Below are 18624 nucleotides of genomic sequence, written 5' to 3'. Positions count from 1 at the left end.
TGTGCGACTGTGTGACACAACTGATGTAACACCGGTGATGCTAGGAACGTGTTCCACCGAGCACAAGCCCCCGGGCGGCGTTGGGGCGGTATCGCTCGGCACCGGCGTGTCGGGGTCGGGAAAAGCAAGGTCAGACTGTAAGGCCACCCCCCTGATCAATCGCCGCGCGACTGTGTACTCTGAACACGCTTTCGAACTTGTTCAAGCGTTCAACCAGAGATAATGGGGGGCCGGTGCGCCGTCGCCGACTTGTAATTTCCGCCGCCGCCATCGCGGCAGGCGTTGGTCTCATCCCGGGCGTGGCCCAGGCCGACCCGGCCCAGCCCGACGCTCACGGTGCGACCGTTCCCGACCTGGACCTGGCCAAGGGGTCCAAGTCGAAGGGCCACGCCTTCACCAGCCCTGCCGAGCGCTCGGTCCGCAAGGCCCTGCCCGCCGGCAAGGCCGGGGCGGCCGCCGCTCCGCAGGCGCAGTCCGTCGCCGCCAACCCCGACCTCGCGGTCGGCGTGTACGCGTACGGCACCACGGCGCACGGGGTCGAGCTGGACACCGTCATCACGAGCGCACCCAGCACGCTCGAGGTCACCATCGCCTGGGGCGACGGCAAGACGGACGTGCTCAGCGCGTCCGGCGAGACCACGCTGACCACGGCCCACACCTACGCCGAGGTCGGCTCCTACCCGATCAAGGTCACCGTCAAGGACACCGCGAACGCCGTCTCGGTCGTCAACGACGTCACGTTCGTCACCCAGGGCACGGACTTCACCCCGTACGCGCCCACCCGCCTGCTGGACACCCGCGACGGCACCGGCGCGGTCAAGGGCAAGGTCGCGCCGTACGGCTCGACCCGCGTGAAGGTCGGCGGCAACGGCGGGATCCCGGCCGGGGTCACCGCCGTGGTCCTCAACATCACCGTCACCAACACCACCAGCGCCGGCCACATCACGGCCTTCGCCGAGGGCACCACCCGTCCGACCACGTCGAACGTCAACTTCAAGGCCGGCCAGACCGTCCCGAACCTGGTCATCGTGCCGGTCGGCAAGAACGGCTACGTCGAGCTCGCCAACCGCGGCTCGCAGTCGGTCGACCTGATCGCGGACGTCACGGGCTACTTCAGCGCCACCGCGTCCAGCGGCTACACCCCGATCACCCCGTCCCGCTTCGTCGACACCCGCGAGGGCCTCGGCACGGTCAAGGGCCAGCTCGGCGGCCGCAAGACGTTCTCCACCCAGATCGGCGGCCGGCTCGGCGTGCCCCAGGGCATCACCGCCGTGGCGCTCAACGTGACGGTCACCAACCCGAAGGAAGCCGGCCACCTGTCGGTCTTCCCGAGCGGCGGCGCCACCCCGACCGCGTCGAACCTGAACTTCACCCCCGGTCAGACGGTCGCCAACTCGGTGATCGTGCCCGTGGGCGCGGACGGCAAGATCAGCGTCTTCAACGGCGCCTGGGCGGGCACCGACGTCGTCGTCGACGTCGTCGGCTTCTACAGCACCGACAGCACGAGCGCCTTCGTGCCGCTCGAGCCGGAGCGCCTGCTCGACACCCGCGACCCGCAGCAGTGGGCCTTCGGCCCGCTGGGCGCCCGTAGCTACGTCTACATGCCGCTCTCGTTCAACGCGCCGAGCATCACGGGCTTCGTGATGAACTCCACGGTCACGAACACGAACGGCGACGGGTTCCTCACGGTCACCCCCGACCCGAACTCGATCGACGACTACGACAACGGCACGGAGTCCTGGCCGACGCCGCCCAACTCCTCCAACCTGAACTGGGTGAAGGGCGACACCGTCCCGAACCTGGTCCAGGCGAGCACCGGGGCCAACGGCATCATCGACTTCTGGAACCAGGGCTGGGAGGACATCGACCTCGTCGTCGACCTCTTCGGCCTGTACCAGCAGGGCTGATCCGCCGACAGGCGGTTCCCACAGCGCCCCGGGCGCGGCCGCAAGGCCGTTCCCGGGGCGCTGTTCTCGTCGCAGGCGGCTCTTGCCGCGGGCGACGCCCGCCGCGAGCGGTTCTCGTCACCTGCTCGCACGGGCGGCCGAGCGTCACGCTAGCCTCGGCCACCGGCACCACCGCCACCACCTGGGAGGAGCGCTCATGAACGCACGGGTCCCGCAGGACCGACCGGAACGGGCCTACGACGTCGTGCTCTTCGGCGCCACCGGGTTCGTGGGGGCGCTCACCGCCGAGTACCTGGCCGCGCAGGCGCCCGCCGGCTGCCGGTGGGCCCTCGCCGGCCGGGACCTCGCGAAGCTGGAGCGGCTGCGCGAGCGGCTGGCCGCGATCGATCCGGCGTGCGCGGGGCTGCCGCTGCTGCGGGCGGACGCGGCCGATGCCGGGGCCCTGCGCGAGCTCGCCGCCTCCACGCGGGTGCTGGCCACGACCGTGGGGCCGTACGTCTGGTACGGGGCGGAGCTCGTGGCCGCCTGCGCCGAGGCGGGCACGGACTACGTGGACCTCACCGGCGAGCCCGAGTTCGTGGACCGGATGTACGTGGAGCACGACGCACGGGCCCGGGAGACCGGAGCGCGGCTCGTCCACGCCTGCGGCTTCGACTCGATCCCGGCCGACCTCGGGGCCTACTTCACGGTCCGTCAGCTGCCGGAAGGCGTGCCGCTGACGGTCGACGGGTTCGTACGGTCCAACGCGCTCTTCTCCGGCGGCACCCTGGCCTCCGCGCTGACCGCGCTGTCCCGCGGCCCCCAGACCGTGGCGGCCGCCCGGCAGCGCCGGCTGCACGAGCCCCGGCTGCTGGGGCGGCGGGCCCGCGGGCCGGTGGGCGCGCCGCGGTTCAGCCGGGAGACCGGCACCTGGGCGATGCCCCTGCCCACCCTGGACCCGCGGATCGTGGCCCGCTCGGCGGCCGCCCTGGAGCGGTACGGCCCGGACTTCCGCTACCGGCACTACGCCTCCGTCAAGCACCTCCCGGTCGCGGTCGGCGGCACGGCGGCGCTGGGTGCGACGGTGGCCCTGGCGCAGGTGCCGCCGGCCCGGCAGTGGCTGATGAACCGCTGGGAGCCGGGCCTGGGGCCGGACGCCGAACGCCGTGCGCGCAGCTGGTTCAGCCTGCGGTTCGTCGGCGAGGGCGGCGGCCGGCGGGTGTTCACCGAGGTGTCGGGCGGCGACCCGGGCTACACGGAGACCGCGAAGATGCTGGCGGAGTCGGCGCTGTGCCTGGCCTACGACGCCCTGCCGGAGGCCGCCGGACAGCTGACGACGGCCGTGGCGATGGGCGACGCCCTCACCGCCCGCCTGCAGAAGGCGGGTATCGCCTTCCGGGTGGCCGACGCCCGCTGACGTGCGCGGTGGACCGGGGCGAAGGCCTAGGCGGTGGCCTCGCGCAGGGCGCGCCGGCACAGGGAGTCGGCGTGCCGGGTGGTCTCGGGGATCCGGAAGCGGGGGCTCAGGGCCAGGACGTGCGCGCAGGCGTTGTCCAGCGAGACCCGGTGCCCGACGGAGACGTAGACCGGCTTGATCCCGTCCTGCGTCCGCAGCGCCCGCCCGACCTCGGCCCCGTCGGCCGCGAGCAGCGCGGCGGCGTCGCCCCGCCGGGCGCCCGGTTCCTCGTAGGTGAAGGTGAACGGATTCTTCGCGACGCCGATCGCCGGGAGCCCGGTGACCACGCCGAGGTGGCAGGCGAGGCCGAAGCCGCGCGGGTGGGCGAGGCCGTAGCCGTCGCAGACGACGAGGCCGGGCCCGGTGGTCAGGGCGTCGAGGGCGGCCAGTACGGTCGGCAGCTCGCGGAAGGCGAGCAGCCCGGGCACGTACGGGAAGCTGACGTGCCCGACGGCCGTGGCCTCCTCGACGACCTCCAGGGTGGCGGCGTCGAGCACCACGGCCGCGGCGGCGACCAGGTCGCGCTCGTCGTCGTAGGCCACGTCCACTCCCGCGACCAGCCCGCGGCCGGGTCGGGGGCCGGGCTCGGTGAGCACGACCTGATGGCGTAGTTCGTCTTGTATCGCCCGGGCCTCGGCCTCGTCGGCGGGGGTCTTCACACTCGTCATGATGGAGCGAGAGTAGCCTGGCGATCATGTTCGTCATGGAGCTCAGCTACACCGCACCCATCGAGGCCGTCGAGGAGGAGATGGACGCCCACATCGCCTGGCTGGACGGCTACTACGCCGCGGGCGTCTTCCTCGCGTCGGGGCGCAAGGTCCCGCGCGACGGGGGTGTGATCCTGGCCGGCGGGGTGTCCCGGGCCGAGATCGAGAAGATCGCGGCCGAGGACCCCTTCACGGTGGCGGGCGTCTGCGCCTACCGCATCACCGAGTTCATCGCGACGAAGACCTCGTCGGACCTGGCGACGGTGCGGGAGAACCCGGTGGCGTAGCCGGCGCGACGACGCGGCCGGTGCAGGGCGCGGCCGGTCAGCGCCGCTCCAGCCGTGCCACCCGCCCCTTCTCCCCCGCCGCCCAGCATCCCGTGTCCGGCGCACAGTCGACCGTGTCGAAGGACCCCGGCTCCAGCGGCCGCCAGCTGCCGCCGCCGTCCGTGGTCACGTCCGTACCCGTCGGCCCCACCGCGAGGGCCGTCCCCCTGCTGTACGGGAACCAGGCCGCGCCCGAGCGGTAGGCGGGCGGCGGGGCCGCCGCCCGGCGCCAGGTGCGTCCGCCGTCGGAGGAGACGGCCGCGGCCTGCGGGGAGGCCTGCCCGGTGCGGTAGTCGCCGCCGACCGCGAGTCCCCTCGTACGGTCGCGGAAGGCGAGGGCGAAGACCCCGCGCGCCGGGTCGCCCGCCGGGACGGTGGACTCGGCGACCCGCCAGGTCAGACCGCGGTCCGCGGAGTGCAGGACCCGTGCGCTCGCCCCGCCGCCCGTGGCCAGCCAGACGTCCCGCGGGCCCGCGCTGACCAGGCACTGGCCGCTCGCGGCGAAGCCCGCCTCGCCGGGCAGCGCCTCGGGCATGCCCGCGGTCGGCAGGACCCGCCAGTTCCGCCCGCCGTCGTCCGTGGACAGGATGCGGAACCTGCCGTCCACCGGATCGCTCATCGCCAGTCCGTGCCGCGCGTCGAAGAAGGTCAGGCAGTCGTAGAAGGCGCGCGGGTCGGGGTTGCGGAAGGTCTCGGTCCAGGTGGCGCCGCCGTCCTCGGTGCGCAGCACCCTGGAGGCCTCGCCCTCCCCGATGGACAGGGCCACCGCTCTCCGCGCGTCGAAGGCCTCGATGTCGCGCAGCTCCAGCCCCTCCGCGACCGCTCCGGGCGGCGAGACGTCCTGCCAGCTGCGCCCGCCGTCCAGGGTGCGCAGCACGGTCCCCTGGGAACCGGCCGCCCAGGCCGTGCTCCGGCTGACCGCCGCGAGCCCCCGGAAGCGTGCGGTCTTCCCGGTCTCCTTCAGCGCCCAGCCGGCGCCCCGTAAGTCCTGCGCCGGCGGGGCCCCGCCGGACGGTTCCCCGGCCGGGTCCGCCCCGGCGTGGGCGGGGGCGGCCAGCGCCCCCACCACCAGGGCAGCCGCGCACAGGCCCACTCCAACTCCCAGAAGTCTCATGGCGCCGGAAGCTAACGCACCCCGGATCCGTCGTCCAGAGCGCCTCACCGGCCCCGCGCGACCAGCGCGGACGGGAGGGGAGCAGCGGGACGCGGGGCCTGCCTTGCGCCTGTGGAGTGATCGTTAACCAGCCCTTCTGCGGCGCCTCCGGGGCCTGCGGGAACCACTGGTCCTCCTTCGGGCATCTCCCCTCCACCGGTCACTCTGTGCGATCGCACGGATGGGTTCCGGCCAATCGGTGACACAGCTCACGCAACGGCCCATGCACGGATTTGCCGATTCCGGCGTCTATCGGGTTGCCGGGCTCCACCCCACGGCCCGGCAGCAGATCCGCCGCAAGGGAGTGAGCCTTGATCACTGTCATCGAGCAGGCCGCACAGGCCCGTCTGGTCGCCACCGCGCCGAAGGTCGAGACCGTTCCCGTCACCCTCTGCTACGACCGTGCGGATCCTTTCGCCGTGCGGATGGCCTTCCCCGCCCCGGCGACGCTGGAGGGGGTCGAGGTTTCGTGGACCTTCTCCCGCGAGCTGCTGGAGTCCGGGCTGGACCGTCCGTCGGGCCGCGGCGACGTGCGCGTGCGCCCGTACGACGGCGACCGGACGACCATCGAGTTCCACGCGGCGGAGGGCGTCGCGATCGTGCTGATGCTGACGGCCGAGCTGCACCGCTTCCTGGAGCGGGCGGCGGGCGTGGTGCCTCCGGGTATGGAGCACCTCTACCTCGACATGGACCACAGCCTGGCCGAGCTGATGCGCGACACCTGCTGACCCGGCGCCGGTTATTCGATTGCGGGCGGCTCCGGCCGCCCGTAGCTTCGTCGACGTCCCATTGTCGTCGAAACGGAGCAGGACATTGCTCGTCTGAGGTTCGAGACACCGACCACCGATCACCGTGACCCCCTGTCGCCACGGCTGAGCGTCGGCTGTCTCCCCGCGTTGCACGCACCACTCACGCAACCTGGAGGCCTCCATGAGTCACGCCCCTGCTTTCATCACCTGCTCCGCGCTGTCCTTCGACTGGCCCGACGGCACCCCCGTCTTCGACGGGTTCCAACTCGCCGTCGGTCCCGGCCGCACCGGCCTGATCGGACTCAACGGCTGCGGGAAGTCCACCCTGCTGAAGCTGATCGCGGGTGAACTGACCCCGACCGGGGGCCAGTCGGCCGTCACCGGTTCGGTCGGTCACCTCCCCCAGACGGTCACCCTCGACACCGCGCTGCGCGTGGACGAGGCGCTCGGCATCCGCGCCGCCCGCGCCGCCCTCCACGCCATCGAGGCGGGCGAGGCCACCGAGGCGAACTTCGCCGCCGTCGGCGACGACTGGGACCTGGAGGAGCGGGCCCTGGCCACGCTCGACCAGCTCGGTCTCGCCGGCATCGGCCTGGACCGCACCGTCGGCGAGCTCTCCGGCGGCGAGTCCGTGCTGCTGCGGCTGGCCGCGCTGCTGCTCGCGCGCCCCGACGTCCTGCTGCTGGACGAGCCCACCAACAACCTGGACCTGCGCGCACGGGGCCGCCTGTACGCGGCCGTCGAGTCCTGGTCCGGGGTGATGCTCCTGGTCAGCCACGACCGCGAGCTGCTGGAGCGGGTCGACCAGATCGCCGATCTGCGCGACGGCGAAGTCCGCTGGTACGGAGGGAACTTCACCGACTACGAGGAGATGCTCGCCGCCGAGCAGGAGGCTGCCGGGCGGATGGTCCGGGTCGCGGAGGCCGACGTACAGCGGCAGAAGCGCGAACTGGCCGACGCCCGGGTCAAACTGGCGCGGCGCAAGCGGTACGGCCAGAAGATGTTCGAGAACAAGCGCGAGCCGAAGATCGTGATGGGTGCGCGCAAGCGGGCCGCGCAGGAGTCGGCCGGCAAGCACCGGATCATGCACACCGAGAAGCTGGCGCAGGCGAAGGAGCGGCTGGACCAGGCGGTGGAGGCAGTGCGCGACGACGACGAGATCCGCATCGAGCTGCCCGCCACCCGGGTCCCGCCGGGGCGCCGCGTGCTGACCCTGAGCGATCTGCGCCTGACCCACGGGGCCTCCGTACCGGGCGAGTGGGAGCTGCGGGGTCCGGAGCGGATCGCCCTGGTGGGCCGCAACGGCTCGGGGAAGACCACGCTGCTTCGCACGGTCGCGGGGCAGCTCGCACCGGAGTCCGGGGCGGCGGTGGCGCATGTGACCACCCGGTTCCTGCCGCAGCGGCTGGACGTGCTCGACGAGAGCCGGTCGGTCGTGGAGAACGTGGCGCGGTTCGCCCCGCAGGCCACGAACAACCTGATCCGGGCGCGGCTCGCGCACTTCCTGTTCCGGGGTGGCCGGGCGGACCGGCCGGCGGGCACCCTGTCGGGCGGCGAGCGGTTCCGGGCGGCGCTGGCGGCCCTGCTGCTGGCGGAGCCCGCCCCGCAGCTGCTCATGCTCGACGAGCCCACGAACAATCTGGACCTGTCGAGCGTGCGGCAGCTGACGCAGGCGCTGGAGTCCTACGAGGGCGCGCTGGTGGTGGCGAGCCACGACGTGCCGTTCCTGGAGTCGATCGGCGTCACGCGGTGGCTGCTGCTGGACGGCGAGCTGCGGCCGACCACGGCCGAGGAGGTCCGGGAAACGCTGTGGCACGAGTGATCGACGGCCGCCCTGCCCGGGCCTCTTTGTACCAATCTCGGCCGTCAAGGCAGGGCTGCAGACCGCCCACCGGCGTGTTTTCGCCCCCTCGATCCCCTCTCATACCCCTCACCAACTGCACAGATAACTGAATGTAACCAGACCGACACCTGGGCGGGACTTGGCTGGCCTTGATGCCGCGCTTAACCTACGACTCCGTAGGCTACGGAACCGTAGGTAATTCGCTTTGCACCCAGGAGTACCCGTGACGATCACCTCTCCCCACCTCGGCAGCTCGGAGGCGTGGACCGACGCCAAGCTGCTGTTCGCGCTGGAAGAGGTGGTCGAGAAGGAGCTCAACCGCCATCTGAAGGTCACCAAGGACTGGATGCCCCACGAGTACGTCCCGTGGAGCGACGGCCGGAACTTCCCGGGCTTCTTCGAGGACGGCGAGGCCTGGGACCCGGAGCAGTCCAAGGTCACCGACATCGGCAAGATCGCGCTCGTCGTGAACCTGCTGACCGAGGACAACCTCCCCAGCTACCACCACGAGATCGCCAGCCTTTTCGGGCGCAACGGCGCCTGGGGCACCTGGGTGCACCGCTGGACGGCCGAGGAGGGCCGCCACGGCATCGTGATGCGCGACTACCTGCTGGCCTCGCGCGCCGTGGACCCGGACAAGCTGGAAGCGTTCCGCATGCAGCACATGTCGGAGGGCTTCGAGTCCGACAACCGCCACTCCATGCTGCACTCGGTGGCGTACGTGGCCTTCCAGGAGCTCGCCACCCGCATCTCGCACCGCAACACCGGCCACCAGTCCGGTGACCCGGTCTGCGACCGGATGCTGGCGCGCATCGCGCAGGACGAGAACCTGCACATGGTCTTCTACCGCAACCTGCTGGGCGCGGCCTTCGAGCTCGCCCCGGACCTGACGATGCAGGCCGTGCGGGACGTCGTGGTCAACTTCCGGATGCCCGGACACGGCATGCCCGGCTTCGAGCGGATGGCCGCGCAGATGGCGATCGGCGGGGTCTACAACCTGCGGATCCACCACGACGACGTGCTGAGCCCCGTGATCCGCTTCCTGAAGATCATGGACATCGACGGCCTCGGCCCCGAGGGCCAGAAGGCCCAGGAGGAGCTCGGCCTGTTCATGAACGGCCTGGACGGCGAGGCCCGCAAGTTCGACGAGCGCCTGGCCGCCCGCGCCGCACGGATCGCGGCCCGCAAGGCCTGACCTGTTTCCGCTCGCTCGGGCGAGTGATGCCGATTGCCCTGGCAGAGCCGTGCTCTGCCAGGGTTTCGCGTCATGACCTCGCTCCAGGTGGACATCGACCAGCTGACCCGTCTGACGCGCGCCCTGGACTCCTCGCTGGTCTCCCTGCGGGAGGCCCGGCGCGCGCTGGCCCACGTACGGCCCGACCAGCTGGGCACGGCCGATCTCGACGCGGCGTGCGACGCCTTCCAGGAACGGTGGGCCCACGGCACGCGGGAGCTGACGAAACGCGTCAAGACCGTGCGGGAGGGCGTGGACCGCAGCGCGGCGGAGTACGCGGAGCTCGAGGAGGCCATCCGCGGGGCCTTCCTCCGGGCGGTGGCCGCGCATGGCTGACCACGCGGCGCTGGGCTTCGACCCGGCGCCCGGCAACCCTGCCTCGGTCCTGGCCCTGACGAAGACGCTCGCCGCGTCCGCGCACTCCCTCGGGGAGGCCGCCCGCGTCGTGAAGGACCTCGTCTCCCACAGCTCGCAGTGGCAGGGCGAGGCCGCGACCGCCTTCCGCGCCTCCCTCTCGCAGGACCTCCCCCGCTACCTGGCCGCGGCCCACACCTCCCTCGCGGAGGCCGCCCGCCGGCTCACCGGCTGGCACGACACCCTGGTCGCGCACCGCACACTGGCCGCCCGCTACGAGGCCCAGGCCGCCTCGGCCAAGACGGACGAAGCCCTCTCCGACACCCGCCGCCTGGCCCGCGAACTCGCCGCCGAACACGCGGCGGCGGCGAGCCGCGTCGCCCGCACCCTGACCGCGGCCACGGACCGGCTGGCTCCGAAGGAACCGGGCATGCTGGCCTCGATCTGGCACAAGATCGTGGACGACCCGGGCGACGCCTTGTCGAACGCGTCGGCGGTCCTGGGTTTCGTCGGCGCCCTGGTGTCGCTCGCCTGCCCGCCTGCCGGGCTCGCGATCATGCTCGTCGGGAGCGGCCTGTCTTTGGCGGCCTTGGCGATGCACACGTCTGACCCGAAATTCCGGAAGTCCCTCGGGGACGGCGTCACGAAGGGCGAGTTCGACGCAGATTTCTGGAAGAGCAGTGTGACCCTGGTCGGCGACCTTGCAGGCACGGTCCCTGGCGTGGCGGCGGTTGCCTCCGGCGCCAAGGCCGGCACCGCGGCCGCCCGCGCAGCAATGGCAGCCGCGCCGGAGGGCAGCGCTTTGGCAGGGCTGTCTCCTGGGGCCACCGCGTTCCGCCACAGCGCATGGACCAGCGCCGAGGAGCTGCGGCAGGTGGAGAGCCCCCTCACCGGATGGGCCATGCGGTCAGCGACTCAGGGGACCCGAGACCGGGTGGGTGTGGCCGTGGCTGGTACAGGTGCCGCAACCGCCGGACTGGATTACGCCCCGGACAACGAAGCGCTTGAGCATGGCTCGACGGCGATGGACGGTGCCCGAGGGGCCCTCGACGACGCTCCTTCGGCCCTGAGGAAATCGGGGCGCGTCTGGTCGGGGTTGAGGCCGTGACACATCAGCGCAGCGTCCCGCCGGTCTGGTTCCGCCTCCCTCCCGGCTTTCACGACGTGGGCCCAGGCGACAGAGACTCCCTCCTCGTCGTTGCCGAGGCCCTGGGCAGTGCTGACGCCCAAAGGGAACTGACCCAGCTCATGGATGCCCTTGAGGAACTGGCAGGACACGACGTCGTGCATACCGCACTCGGCTTTCACCCCGAGGAGCCGGTCGGCGTCACCACCTCGCTGTTCTCTCTGGTCATCCAACGTGCCGAACAACCCAACCCCCGGCTCACCGTGGCGCGCACGGCCCTGGCCATCGCACGATCCTCCTTGTGGGAGAGCTCCACTCGCAGGTTCATCGATCTGCCATCAGCGCTCCCGTGCTGCCTCGTCGCCGGCATCATTTGCGTGCCCGGTGTGGAGCAGCGACTGTTTCAGGCCAGGGTCGCGACCGTGCATCCGGACGGTCTCCACCTGCTCGTGCTCGATCTGACCAGCGCCTCCATCCAGCACGCCGACGCGTACGCGGACATCCTTGAAGCCGTGGCGCACACCCTCCTCTTCACGGACCCCGAACCGAGCACTCCGACGGCGACCGGGAGCTCACGCATCCTGGAGGTACTCCTGTGAGTCTCACGCTCACCAAGGTGGCGTGGGACCACCCTCCGACGGTGGTCGGCTACAGGCGGTTGGTGGCCCGCCGTATCGGATGGGTACTCAGCCTCGGAGGCCCGCCTCTGGTCGCCCTGGCCTGCACTGACCACGTCCCCCATGCTGGAACGGCGTTCGCCCTCATCACGCTGCTGGTCTCGCCTCTTCTCCCCTGGGTGGTCATCGCCTACTTCAGGCGGCGGCGCGTCGCCGCCGTCCTGCAGGCCTACCCCTGGCGTGAGTGGCCGTGCCAGCACCCGCCCCGGCCACCCGGGAGTCCCGGGACCGTCGTCATCCCGTTCCGGGACGACTTCACGGCCACGTTCCGGTTCATCCCGTTCCCGGTCGTGCTCACACAGCTGGACAACGCGCACCCGGGCCGGATCTGGTTCGCAGGGGATCCTCGGTTCGGCGGGGTCGTCTCGCCCGTCGGGGGGCACTATCCCGTGCGCGTCGTACCCCACACGCCGCGCCGCGAGGAATGTGGTGGCGAGGGGTTCGAACTCGCGCGGCGGGTGGGGCTGGTTCGGGCAAGCGGCAAGGGGACGCGGACCTGATCAGCGGCGGGGGCGGAGGGCGAGGCGTTCGGCTTCTGAGAGGCCGCCCCAGACGCCGAAGCGCTCGTCATTGGCCAGGGCGTACTCCAGGCACGCCGCCCGCCCCTCGCACGCCCCGCACAGCCGCTTCGCGTCGCGCAGCGACGAGCCCGGCTCCGGGAAGAAGAAGCCGGGGCCCGTCTGGGCGCACAGGGCGAGTTCGTACCAGGCGGTGTCCGTGGCTGCGGTAGTGGTGTTCATAGACATGCCGCAGATACTGGCCGCCGCCGATGGACGTCCGATCAACGCCTGATCAACACTCCGTCATGGCCCCCCGCCGGCGCGCCGGTTACGGCCTCGTCTTCCAGCATCGCACCCCCCACTGACAGCGGCCCTGCCCGCACAGGGGCCGGCCGGGGCCGGCTCACCCTTCGGGCAGGACGAAGGCCTGCTTGGCCGCGCAGGTCCAGATCACCGGCTGGACCCGCCCCTCGGCGTCCAGGGCGGCCCCGCCGACGCGGTCGTCGTCGGTGACGGCGAACGCGGCGGTGAAGCGGGACGGGGCGAGTCCGGGAAGGACCCGCATCGGACCGCTGCCGGTCCAGTACTGGGCCCGGGCGTCCGGGCTGTCCGCCGGCCGCGGGGAGTCGTAGCGGAATTCGGCCAGGCCGACAGCGACGTCGGTGTTCGGGCTGACGGCCTCGAAGGTGCCGCCCATGGCGCCGGGCGCCCAGGGCGCGTACACAGGGGGGCCGTCGGGGCGGTTCCACATCACGGCGACCTCGCTCCCGTCGACCGATGCCTGCTTCTGGTAGCCGACGATCCGGCCGGATTCGTCGATGCCCCGGGTGACGTAGTGGTCCCCGGTGTGGTCGGCGGGCTGGAGCACCCTGGGGGCGGTGCGCGGGTCGGCGGACCAGTGCAGCCCCGGGGTGATCCAGATCTGTGTGCCGGGGAGGGGCTCCTGCGTCTCGCCGTTGCCGACGGCCTGGCCGGCGTTGTTGATCCCGGACATGAAGTGGATCCGGTATCCGGCGGGCGCCGGCAGTTCGCGGCGGATCCTCGTGCCGGACCATTCCATGGCGATGGTCCGGTTCCGGGCCACGTCCCAGACATTGCCGACGATGACCCCGTGGTCGTTGACTCCGTACGCCGCACCCCCGCCGGGCAGTACGGTGATGGCGCGGTCGCCGTGCCGGTAGCTGAACGCCTTGCTGCCTTCGGACGTGAGCACCTTGCCGACCATGAGGCCGGACCGGTTGACGTCCGTGAGCGCGCCCGGGCCGGAGCCGGCGGGCAGCGGCACGGCGAACACCCGGGTCCCGATCCAGTAGACGGGCTGCAGCCCGGACATGCCGACGGCCAGCCGTGACGGCCCCGGCGCGATGGCGCTGACCTGGGTGCGGCGCACCCACGGGCTCGGATGCGGGTCCTCCGCGGGGGACAGTCTCTCCAGGATCTGGAGGGACGGCTTGCAGCCCGCGCCGGCTCCCACCGGTGCCGCCTGCGCGGGAGCGGTCACCGCGAGCGCGGCGAGGAGGCTCCCCACCACGGCGAGACCGATGCGCGTGTTCCTCGTTCCCATGAACATCCCCCCGGATCGATTCACGTGACGGCCGGCTGGCCGCGACACATCCTTGCCGTGCCGCACCGGGATGAACAGACACGATCCGGACAGCCGGGCCCTCCCCCGGCCCCGCGGCGGAAGGACGGACGTCAGTCCTCGTGCTTGGCGCGGCTGGGCTGGACGCGCTTGGGCTCGCCCGGCATCTTCGGGTAGTCCGGGGGGTAGGGCATGTCGCCCAGGCCGTGCTCGTGTTCGTCGCGCGCCGCGAGTTCCAGTACGGGGTCCAGGGCGAAGGCGTGTTCGTCCATGTCGGCGTGCAGGTCGCCCAGTTCGGCGAAGCGGGCCGGCATCGTCACGATGTCGAAGTCGCGCGGCTCCGCGTCGTCCACCTCGTCCCAGCGCAGCGGTGCCGAGACCGGGGCGTGCGGGCGGGGGCGGATGGAGTAGGCGGAGGCGATCGTGCGGTCGCGGGCCGTCTGGTTGTAGTCGACGAAGATCCGCTCGCCGCGTTCCTCCTTCCACCAGGCCGTCGTGACCTTGCCCGGCATCCGGCGTTCCAGTTCCCGGCCGAGGGCGATGGCGCACCGGCGGACCTCGGTGAAGGTCCAGCGCGGGGCGATCGGCACGAAGACGTGCAGCCCGCGGCCGCCGGAGGTCTTGGGCCAGCCCCGCAGGCCCAGCTCCTCCAGCAGGGCGCGCAGCTCGTGGGCGGCCGCCACCGCGTGGTGGTAGTCGGTACCCGGCTGCGGGTCCAGGTCGATGCGCAGTTCGTCGGGGCGGTCGGTGTCCTCGCGGCGTACCGGCCAGGGGTGGAAGGTGAGGCAGCCCAGATTGGCGGCCCACAGGACGGCGGCCGGCTCGGTCGGGCAGATCTCGTCGGCCGAGCGGCCGCTCGGGAAGGAGATGTGGGCGGTCGGGATCCAGTCGGGGAGGTTCTTCGGCGCCCTCTTCTGGAAGAAGGACTCGCCTTCCACGCCGTCCGGGAAGCGTTCCAGGGTTGTGGGCCGGTTGCGCAGGGCTCGCGTGATGCCGTCCGCGACCGCCAGGTAGTACTCGGCCACGTGCCGCTTGGTGAGGCCGCGCTCCGGGAAGTACACCTTGTCCGGGCTGGACAGCCGTACCGTCCGCCCGCCCGCGTCCAGCTCGATGGCATTACCGGCAGCACCCATGTGCGCCACGGTAGGCGGGCCCGGGCGAGGGCGCATACCGGGCGGGGCCGGACGTACCACCGCAGAATCGAAGGCATGGATCTGCCAGTGATGCCGCCCGTGAAGCCGATGCTCGCCAAGTCCGTGGCGAAGATCCCGCCCGGCATGCAGTACGAGGCCAAGTGGGACGGCTTCCGGGCCATCGTCCATCGCGACGGCGACGAGATCGAGATCGGCAGCCGCACGGGCAAGACCCTGACCCGGTACTTTCCCGAGCTGGCGGAGGCGCTGAAGGCCAATCTGCCGGATCGCTGCGTCGTCGACGGCGAGATCGTGATCGTTCACGGCGGGCGGCTCGATTTCGACCGGCTGACCGAGCGGATCCATCCCGCGCAGTCCCGTGTCGCCCTGCTGGCCGGGACCACCCCCGCCAGCTTCGTCGCCTTCGACCTGCTCGCGCTGGGCGACGAGTCGCTCCTCGACACGCCGCTCACCGACCGCCGTGCCGCCCTGGTCCGGTCGCTCTCCACTGCTCGGCCCCCCGTCCACCTCGCGCCCGCGACCACCGATCCCGCGCTCGCGCAGGAGTGGTTCGAGCGGTTCGAGGGCGCCGGGCTCGACGGAGTGATCGCCAAACCGCTCGATCTCCTCTACCGGCCCGATGCCCGCCTCATGTTCAAGATCAAGCACGAACGTACCGCCGACGTCGTCGTCGCGGGTTTCCGATTCCACAAGAGCGGTCCGATTGTCGGATCGCTGCTCCTCGGCCTGTACGACGCCCAGGGCACCCTCCAGCACGTGGGCGTCTGCGCGGCCTTCCCCATGAAGCGCCGCGCCGAGCTGGTGGAGGAACTCGAACCCCTGCGGATGCCCGACCCTGCCGGACATCCGTGGGCCGCCTGGGCGGAGGAGTCGGCCCACGAGAGCGCCCGGCTGCCGGGTGCGCAGAGCCGCTGGACCGGCAAGAAGGACCTGTCCTGGGTGCCGCTGCGGCCCGAGCGGGTCGTCGAGGTGAAGTACGACCACATGGAGGGCGACCGCTTCCGGCACACCGCCCAGTTCCACCGCTGGCGGGAGGACCGGACACCGGAGAGCTGCACCTACACCCAACTGGAGGAGGTCGTCGGCTACGACCTCGCCGAAGTGCTCGGCCCGGCCGCTGGCACCGGAGGTGCTTCCGGTACCGCCCGGGCCTCCGGTACCGGAGGTTCCGCCTGCTGAGCGCCCCACCCCGGCCCCGCCGTCAGCTCCTCCCACAGCGCCCGGTCCGGCCCCGCCTCGTGGGGGACGTAGTCCGGCCGCGCGGCCAGCCAGCGCGCCACCCGGGCCCTGATCCGCGGATCCGCGTACGCCCGCTCCGGCGGCTCGGCCAGGTGCCGGACCCTCGCCCGCGCCCGCATCACCTCGGGATCCTCCAGTGCGCAGTCGAACAGCGCGGCCACCTCGCGCGCCGTCCCCGTACGCCCGGCCCGGGTCGCGAAGCGCTCCCCGATGGCCGCGTCGGCGACCACCTGGAAGTCGAACCACGGCTTCAGCGTGCGCACCGCCCAGTCGTGGTGGCCGACCGCGAACCGGGCCGATCCCGGGCCCCGGTGCGCCGTACGGGCCACCCGGTGCGCGGCCCACAGAGCGAGCGAGGTGCCCTGCCCCAGGGTCGGATTGGTGTGCGTGATCGAGTCGCCGACCGGCACCAGCCCGGTCACCACCGGGCCCCGCTCGTCGACCAGCGCGCTCCACCGGTTGTCCAGGCTCGCCGTGGCCCGCACGTCCGACAGCGGCTCGGCGCCCAGGGCCAGCCAGGCAGCACCGGGCGGGAAGGCGCGGGCCGCCCGCTCGAAGACGGCGGGGTCGCGCAGCGCCGAGCGGGTGGTGTCGGAGGTGTGCACGAACAGCGTCACCGCGAAGACCCGGTTGTCGGCCGGGAACACCGCGCACCCGGCGAAGGCCCCGCCGGTCACCGCCCAGGGGCGGCGCGGCCCCTCCTCCATGCCCTCGGGCAGCCGGTACCAGCGGCAGAAGTACGCGAGGCCCGTGCGGTGCCGTTCCACGACGGGCGGCCGGCAGCCCGCCTCGGCCAGCCTGCGCTCGACGCCCCCGCGCCGCCCGCCCGCGTCCACGACGAGGTCCCCCTCGTAACTCCCGGTCTCGGTGGTCACTCCCGTCACGTGGACCTCCGCGGCCTCGGCCGGCCCCGGGACGGTCGTCAGTGCGGTGACCGGCTCCCCGTACCGGACGACGACGCCCGCCTCCGCGCGCAGGGCCGTGGTCAGCGCGCTCTCCAGCACGATGCGCCGGGCCTGGAGCATGACGAGGTCCTCGTCGCCCGGGAGGGCGGGGGGGCCGCACGTCGAACCAGTCCAGCTCGTGCCGCTCCCGGGCGCCGAGTGCGAGCATCTCCGTGTAGACATCGGGCAGTTCGTCCCGCAGGACGGCGCGGGCGGCCCCGAGCAGCACGTGCGGCTGGACCGCCTGCGGTACGGTCGGCCGGCGCCAGCCGAAGAAGTCACGGTCGAGGGCGGTGCCCGGAGCGCGCGTATCGCGCTCGAAGAGTTCCGCCGTGTGTCCGTGCCGCGCCGCGAGCAGGGCCGTGGCCAGCCCTCCGACTCCTCCGCCGATGACCAGTAGATGTGCCATGGAGCATCCCCCCGCCCATTGGACCGTCGGACCGTACGACGATCACACCGCCCAGAGCCTGCGCGGACGGACGGCGGCCGAAACCCGCACAGTTGTCCGATACGAGCCGTTCGCCGAGCGGCCGTCCGCCCGGCCGCGGGCCGGGCCGCTCAGCCGCGACCCGGTCCTGCGACCGGTCCTCCGGCGCCGGCCTCGCTGCGCACGCCCGCGCCCGTACCCGCGCGGTGGGCCTCCAGGGCCCGGCGGGCCTCCGCCTCGATCAGGTCGGCGTTCACGGAGACGGCCGCACGCACCCCCTGCGCGGCCGCGCCCGCGACCTGCTCCATCGGGGCGGTCACATTGCCCGCAGCCCAGACCCCGCGCAGCGCGGTGGCACCGGTCGCCGGGTCGGACTCGACGCAGGTGCCGATCACGTGCCCGTCCCGCTCCACGGCGGTGGTCGGCAGGCCCAGAGCGGTCAGGACGCCCGAGCGCGCGGTGAACCGCGGGGCCACCACCAGGGCCCCGCACTCCACGACGGCGCCGTCGGTCAGGGTCACCCCGGTCAGCCGGTCCTCCTCGACCGCGAGCCCGGTCACCTCTCCTTCGACGACGCGGACGCCGAGGGCGGCCAGCAGTTCCCGGTCCGCGCCGGTGAGCCGCCAGGTGTGCGCCAGCAGGGTGGTCCGCTCGCTCCAGTGCCGCCAGAGCTGGGCCTGGTGCACCGCGACGGGTCCGTCGGCCAGCACGGCGACCGGCAGGTCCCGGACCTCCCAGCCGTGGCAGTACGGGCAGTGCAGCACGTCCCGGCCCCAGCGCGCCCGAAGGCCCGGCACCGCGGGAAGCTCGTCGACCAGACCGGTGGCGACCAGCAGCCGCCGCGCCCGGACGGCAGAGCCGTCCGCGCAGCGGACCAGGAAACCCCCGTCGGGCAGCCGGTCCGCGGCGATGGCCGTGCCCTGCCTGATCCGGCCGCCGTAACCGGCCACCTCGGCGCGCCCCCGGGCCAGCAGTGCGGCCGGACTCTCCCCGTCCTGGCCGAGGTATCCGTGCAGGTGCGCGGCCGGGGCGTTGCGCGGGCTGCCGGAGTCGATCACCAGCACCGACCGGCGGGCCCGGACCAGGGTCAGGGCCGCGGCGAGCCCGGCGGCCCCACCGCCCACGACCACCACGTCGAACACGTCGTCCCCCGAGTCGCCCGCATTCCCTGAGGCGCCCGCATTCCCTGAGGCGCCTGAATTCCTTGGGTCCCGTGCGTTGTCCATGCCTCCGAGGGTCCGCTCGCAGGCGCCCGCTTGACAAATGT

General features: G+C 72.6%; 18 protein-coding genes and 1 pseudogene. 11 read left to right on the top strand and 8 right to left on the bottom strand.

Annotated elements, in window-relative coordinates; genetic code table 11:
• The first annotated feature begins 299 nt into the window (after positions 1–299).
• Positions 300–1907 carry a hypothetical protein gene (locus tag OG472_RS34980; RefSeq protein WP_401604970.1) on the top strand — a complete coding sequence of 536 codons (1608 nt, stop codon included), beginning with the start codon at positions 300–302 and terminating at the stop codon, positions 1905–1907.
• A gap of 196 nt (positions 1908–2103) precedes the next feature.
• Positions 2104–3303 (top strand): saccharopine dehydrogenase family protein, encoded by a 1200-nt coding sequence (locus OG472_RS34975; protein ID WP_405832885.1) that lies wholly within the window; start codon positions 2104–2106, stop codon positions 3301–3303.
• A gap of 26 nt (positions 3304–3329) precedes the next feature.
• Here OG472_RS34975 and OG472_RS34970 read toward each other — a convergent pair whose 3' ends face one another.
• Entirely contained in the window at positions 3330–4010 is a 681-nt protein-coding gene (locus OG472_RS34970) for an endonuclease V (RefSeq protein ID WP_401604965.1), read from the bottom strand.
• A gap of 26 nt (positions 4011–4036) precedes the next feature.
• On the opposite strand from OG472_RS34970, the gene OG472_RS34965 reads away from it, so the two are divergent.
• Positions 4037–4336 carry a YciI family protein gene (locus tag OG472_RS34965; protein ID WP_401604962.1) on the top strand — a complete coding sequence of 100 codons (300 nt, stop codon included), beginning with the start codon at positions 4037–4039 and terminating at the stop codon, positions 4334–4336.
• Positions 4337–4373: 37 nt separating this feature from the next.
• Here OG472_RS34965 and OG472_RS34960 read toward each other — a convergent pair whose 3' ends face one another.
• A complete protein-coding gene (locus OG472_RS34960) occupies positions 4374–5489 on the bottom strand; it encodes a WD40/YVTN/BNR-like repeat-containing protein (RefSeq protein ID WP_405942386.1) in 1116 nt (371 codons plus the stop codon).
• Between the two features lie 350 nt (positions 5490–5839).
• Between OG472_RS34960 and OG472_RS34955 the strand changes: the two genes are divergently transcribed.
• From OG472_RS34955 to OG472_RS34925, 7 genes are all read left to right on the top strand, one after another.
• A complete protein-coding gene (locus tag OG472_RS34955; protein WP_401604957.1) occupies positions 5840–6256 on the top strand; it encodes an SsgA family sporulation/cell division regulator in 417 nt (138 codons plus the stop codon).
• 202 nt (positions 6257–6458) lie between these two features.
• Positions 6459–8099: an ABC-F family ATP-binding cassette domain-containing protein gene (locus tag OG472_RS34950; protein ID WP_405942385.1), complete on the top strand. Its 1641-nt coding sequence runs from the start codon at positions 6459–6461 to the stop codon at positions 8097–8099.
• Between the two features lie 244 nt (positions 8100–8343).
• Entirely contained in the window at positions 8344–9315 is a 972-nt protein-coding gene (locus OG472_RS34945) for an acyl-ACP desaturase (protein ID WP_401604951.1), read from the top strand.
• A gap of 72 nt (positions 9316–9387) precedes the next feature.
• Positions 9388–9690: a hypothetical protein gene (locus OG472_RS34940; RefSeq protein ID WP_401604950.1), complete on the top strand. Its 303-nt coding sequence runs from the start codon at positions 9388–9390 to the stop codon at positions 9688–9690.
• Positions 9683–10816 (top strand): hypothetical protein, encoded by a 1134-nt coding sequence (locus OG472_RS34935; protein WP_405942384.1) that lies wholly within the window; start codon positions 9683–9685, stop codon positions 10814–10816. The genes OG472_RS34940 and OG472_RS34935 overlap by 8 nt, the downstream gene beginning before the upstream one ends.
• Before the next feature lie 140 nt (positions 10817–10956).
• The gene (locus OG472_RS34930) at positions 10957–11433 is read left to right on the top strand and encodes a hypothetical protein (RefSeq protein ID WP_405942383.1); all 477 of its coding nucleotides are present in this window, start codon (positions 10957–10959) and stop codon (positions 11431–11433) included.
• Positions 11430–12011: a hypothetical protein gene (locus tag OG472_RS34925; RefSeq protein ID WP_405942382.1), complete on the top strand. Its 582-nt coding sequence runs from the start codon at positions 11430–11432 to the stop codon at positions 12009–12011. Before OG472_RS34930 ends, OG472_RS34925 begins: the two co-directional genes overlap by 4 nt.
• On the opposite strand, the gene OG472_RS34920 is transcribed toward OG472_RS34925, so the two are convergent.
• From OG472_RS34920 to ligD, 3 genes are all read right to left on the bottom strand, one after another.
• Positions 12012–12257 (bottom strand): WhiB family transcriptional regulator, encoded by a 246-nt coding sequence (locus OG472_RS34920; RefSeq protein ID WP_405832874.1) that lies wholly within the window; start codon positions 12255–12257, stop codon positions 12012–12014.
• Between the two features lie 157 nt (positions 12258–12414).
• The gene (locus tag OG472_RS34915) at positions 12415–13575 is read right to left on the bottom strand and encodes a hypothetical protein (RefSeq protein WP_405942381.1); all 1161 of its coding nucleotides are present in this window, start codon (positions 13573–13575) and stop codon (positions 12415–12417) included.
• A gap of 131 nt (positions 13576–13706) precedes the next feature.
• On the bottom strand, positions 13707–14726 hold the full coding sequence (gene ligD / locus OG472_RS34910) for a non-homologous end-joining DNA ligase (protein WP_351291914.1): 1020 nt from the start codon (positions 14724–14726) through the stop codon (positions 13707–13709).
• A 75-nt stretch (positions 14727–14801) separates the two neighbouring features.
• On the opposite strand from ligD, the gene OG472_RS34905 reads away from it, so the two are divergent.
• Positions 14802–15926 carry an ATP-dependent DNA ligase gene (locus tag OG472_RS34905; RefSeq protein WP_405832871.1) on the top strand — a complete coding sequence of 375 codons (1125 nt, stop codon included), beginning with the start codon at positions 14802–14804 and terminating at the stop codon, positions 15924–15926.
• Here OG472_RS34905 and OG472_RS34900 read toward each other — a convergent pair.
• From OG472_RS34900 to OG472_RS34890, 3 genes and pseudogenes are all read right to left on the bottom strand, one after another.
• Positions 15833–17011, bottom strand: coding sequence for an FAD-dependent oxidoreductase (locus tag OG472_RS34900; RefSeq protein ID WP_405942380.1), 1179 nt, complete (start codon positions 17009–17011; stop codon positions 15833–15835). The two genes, OG472_RS34905 and OG472_RS34900, sit on opposite strands and share 94 nt — an antisense overlap.
• 241 nt (positions 17012–17252) lie before the next feature.
• Positions 17253–17339, bottom strand: a pseudogene (locus tag OG472_RS34895) (hypothetical protein); the annotation flags it as partial.
• A gap of 149 nt (positions 17340–17488) precedes the next feature.
• The gene (locus OG472_RS34890) at positions 17489–18499 is read right to left on the bottom strand and encodes an NAD(P)/FAD-dependent oxidoreductase (RefSeq protein ID WP_401604933.1); all 1011 of its coding nucleotides are present in this window, start codon (positions 18497–18499) and stop codon (positions 17489–17491) included.
• Positions 18500–18624 lie beyond the last annotated feature (125 nt).

The sequence above is a fragment of the Streptomyces sp. NBC_00207 genome, from assembly GCF_045160965.1.
Taxonomy (GTDB): Bacteria; Actinomycetota; Actinomycetes; order Streptomycetales; family Streptomycetaceae; genus Streptomyces.
This window is presented reverse-complemented; position numbering and strand designations above follow the sequence as displayed.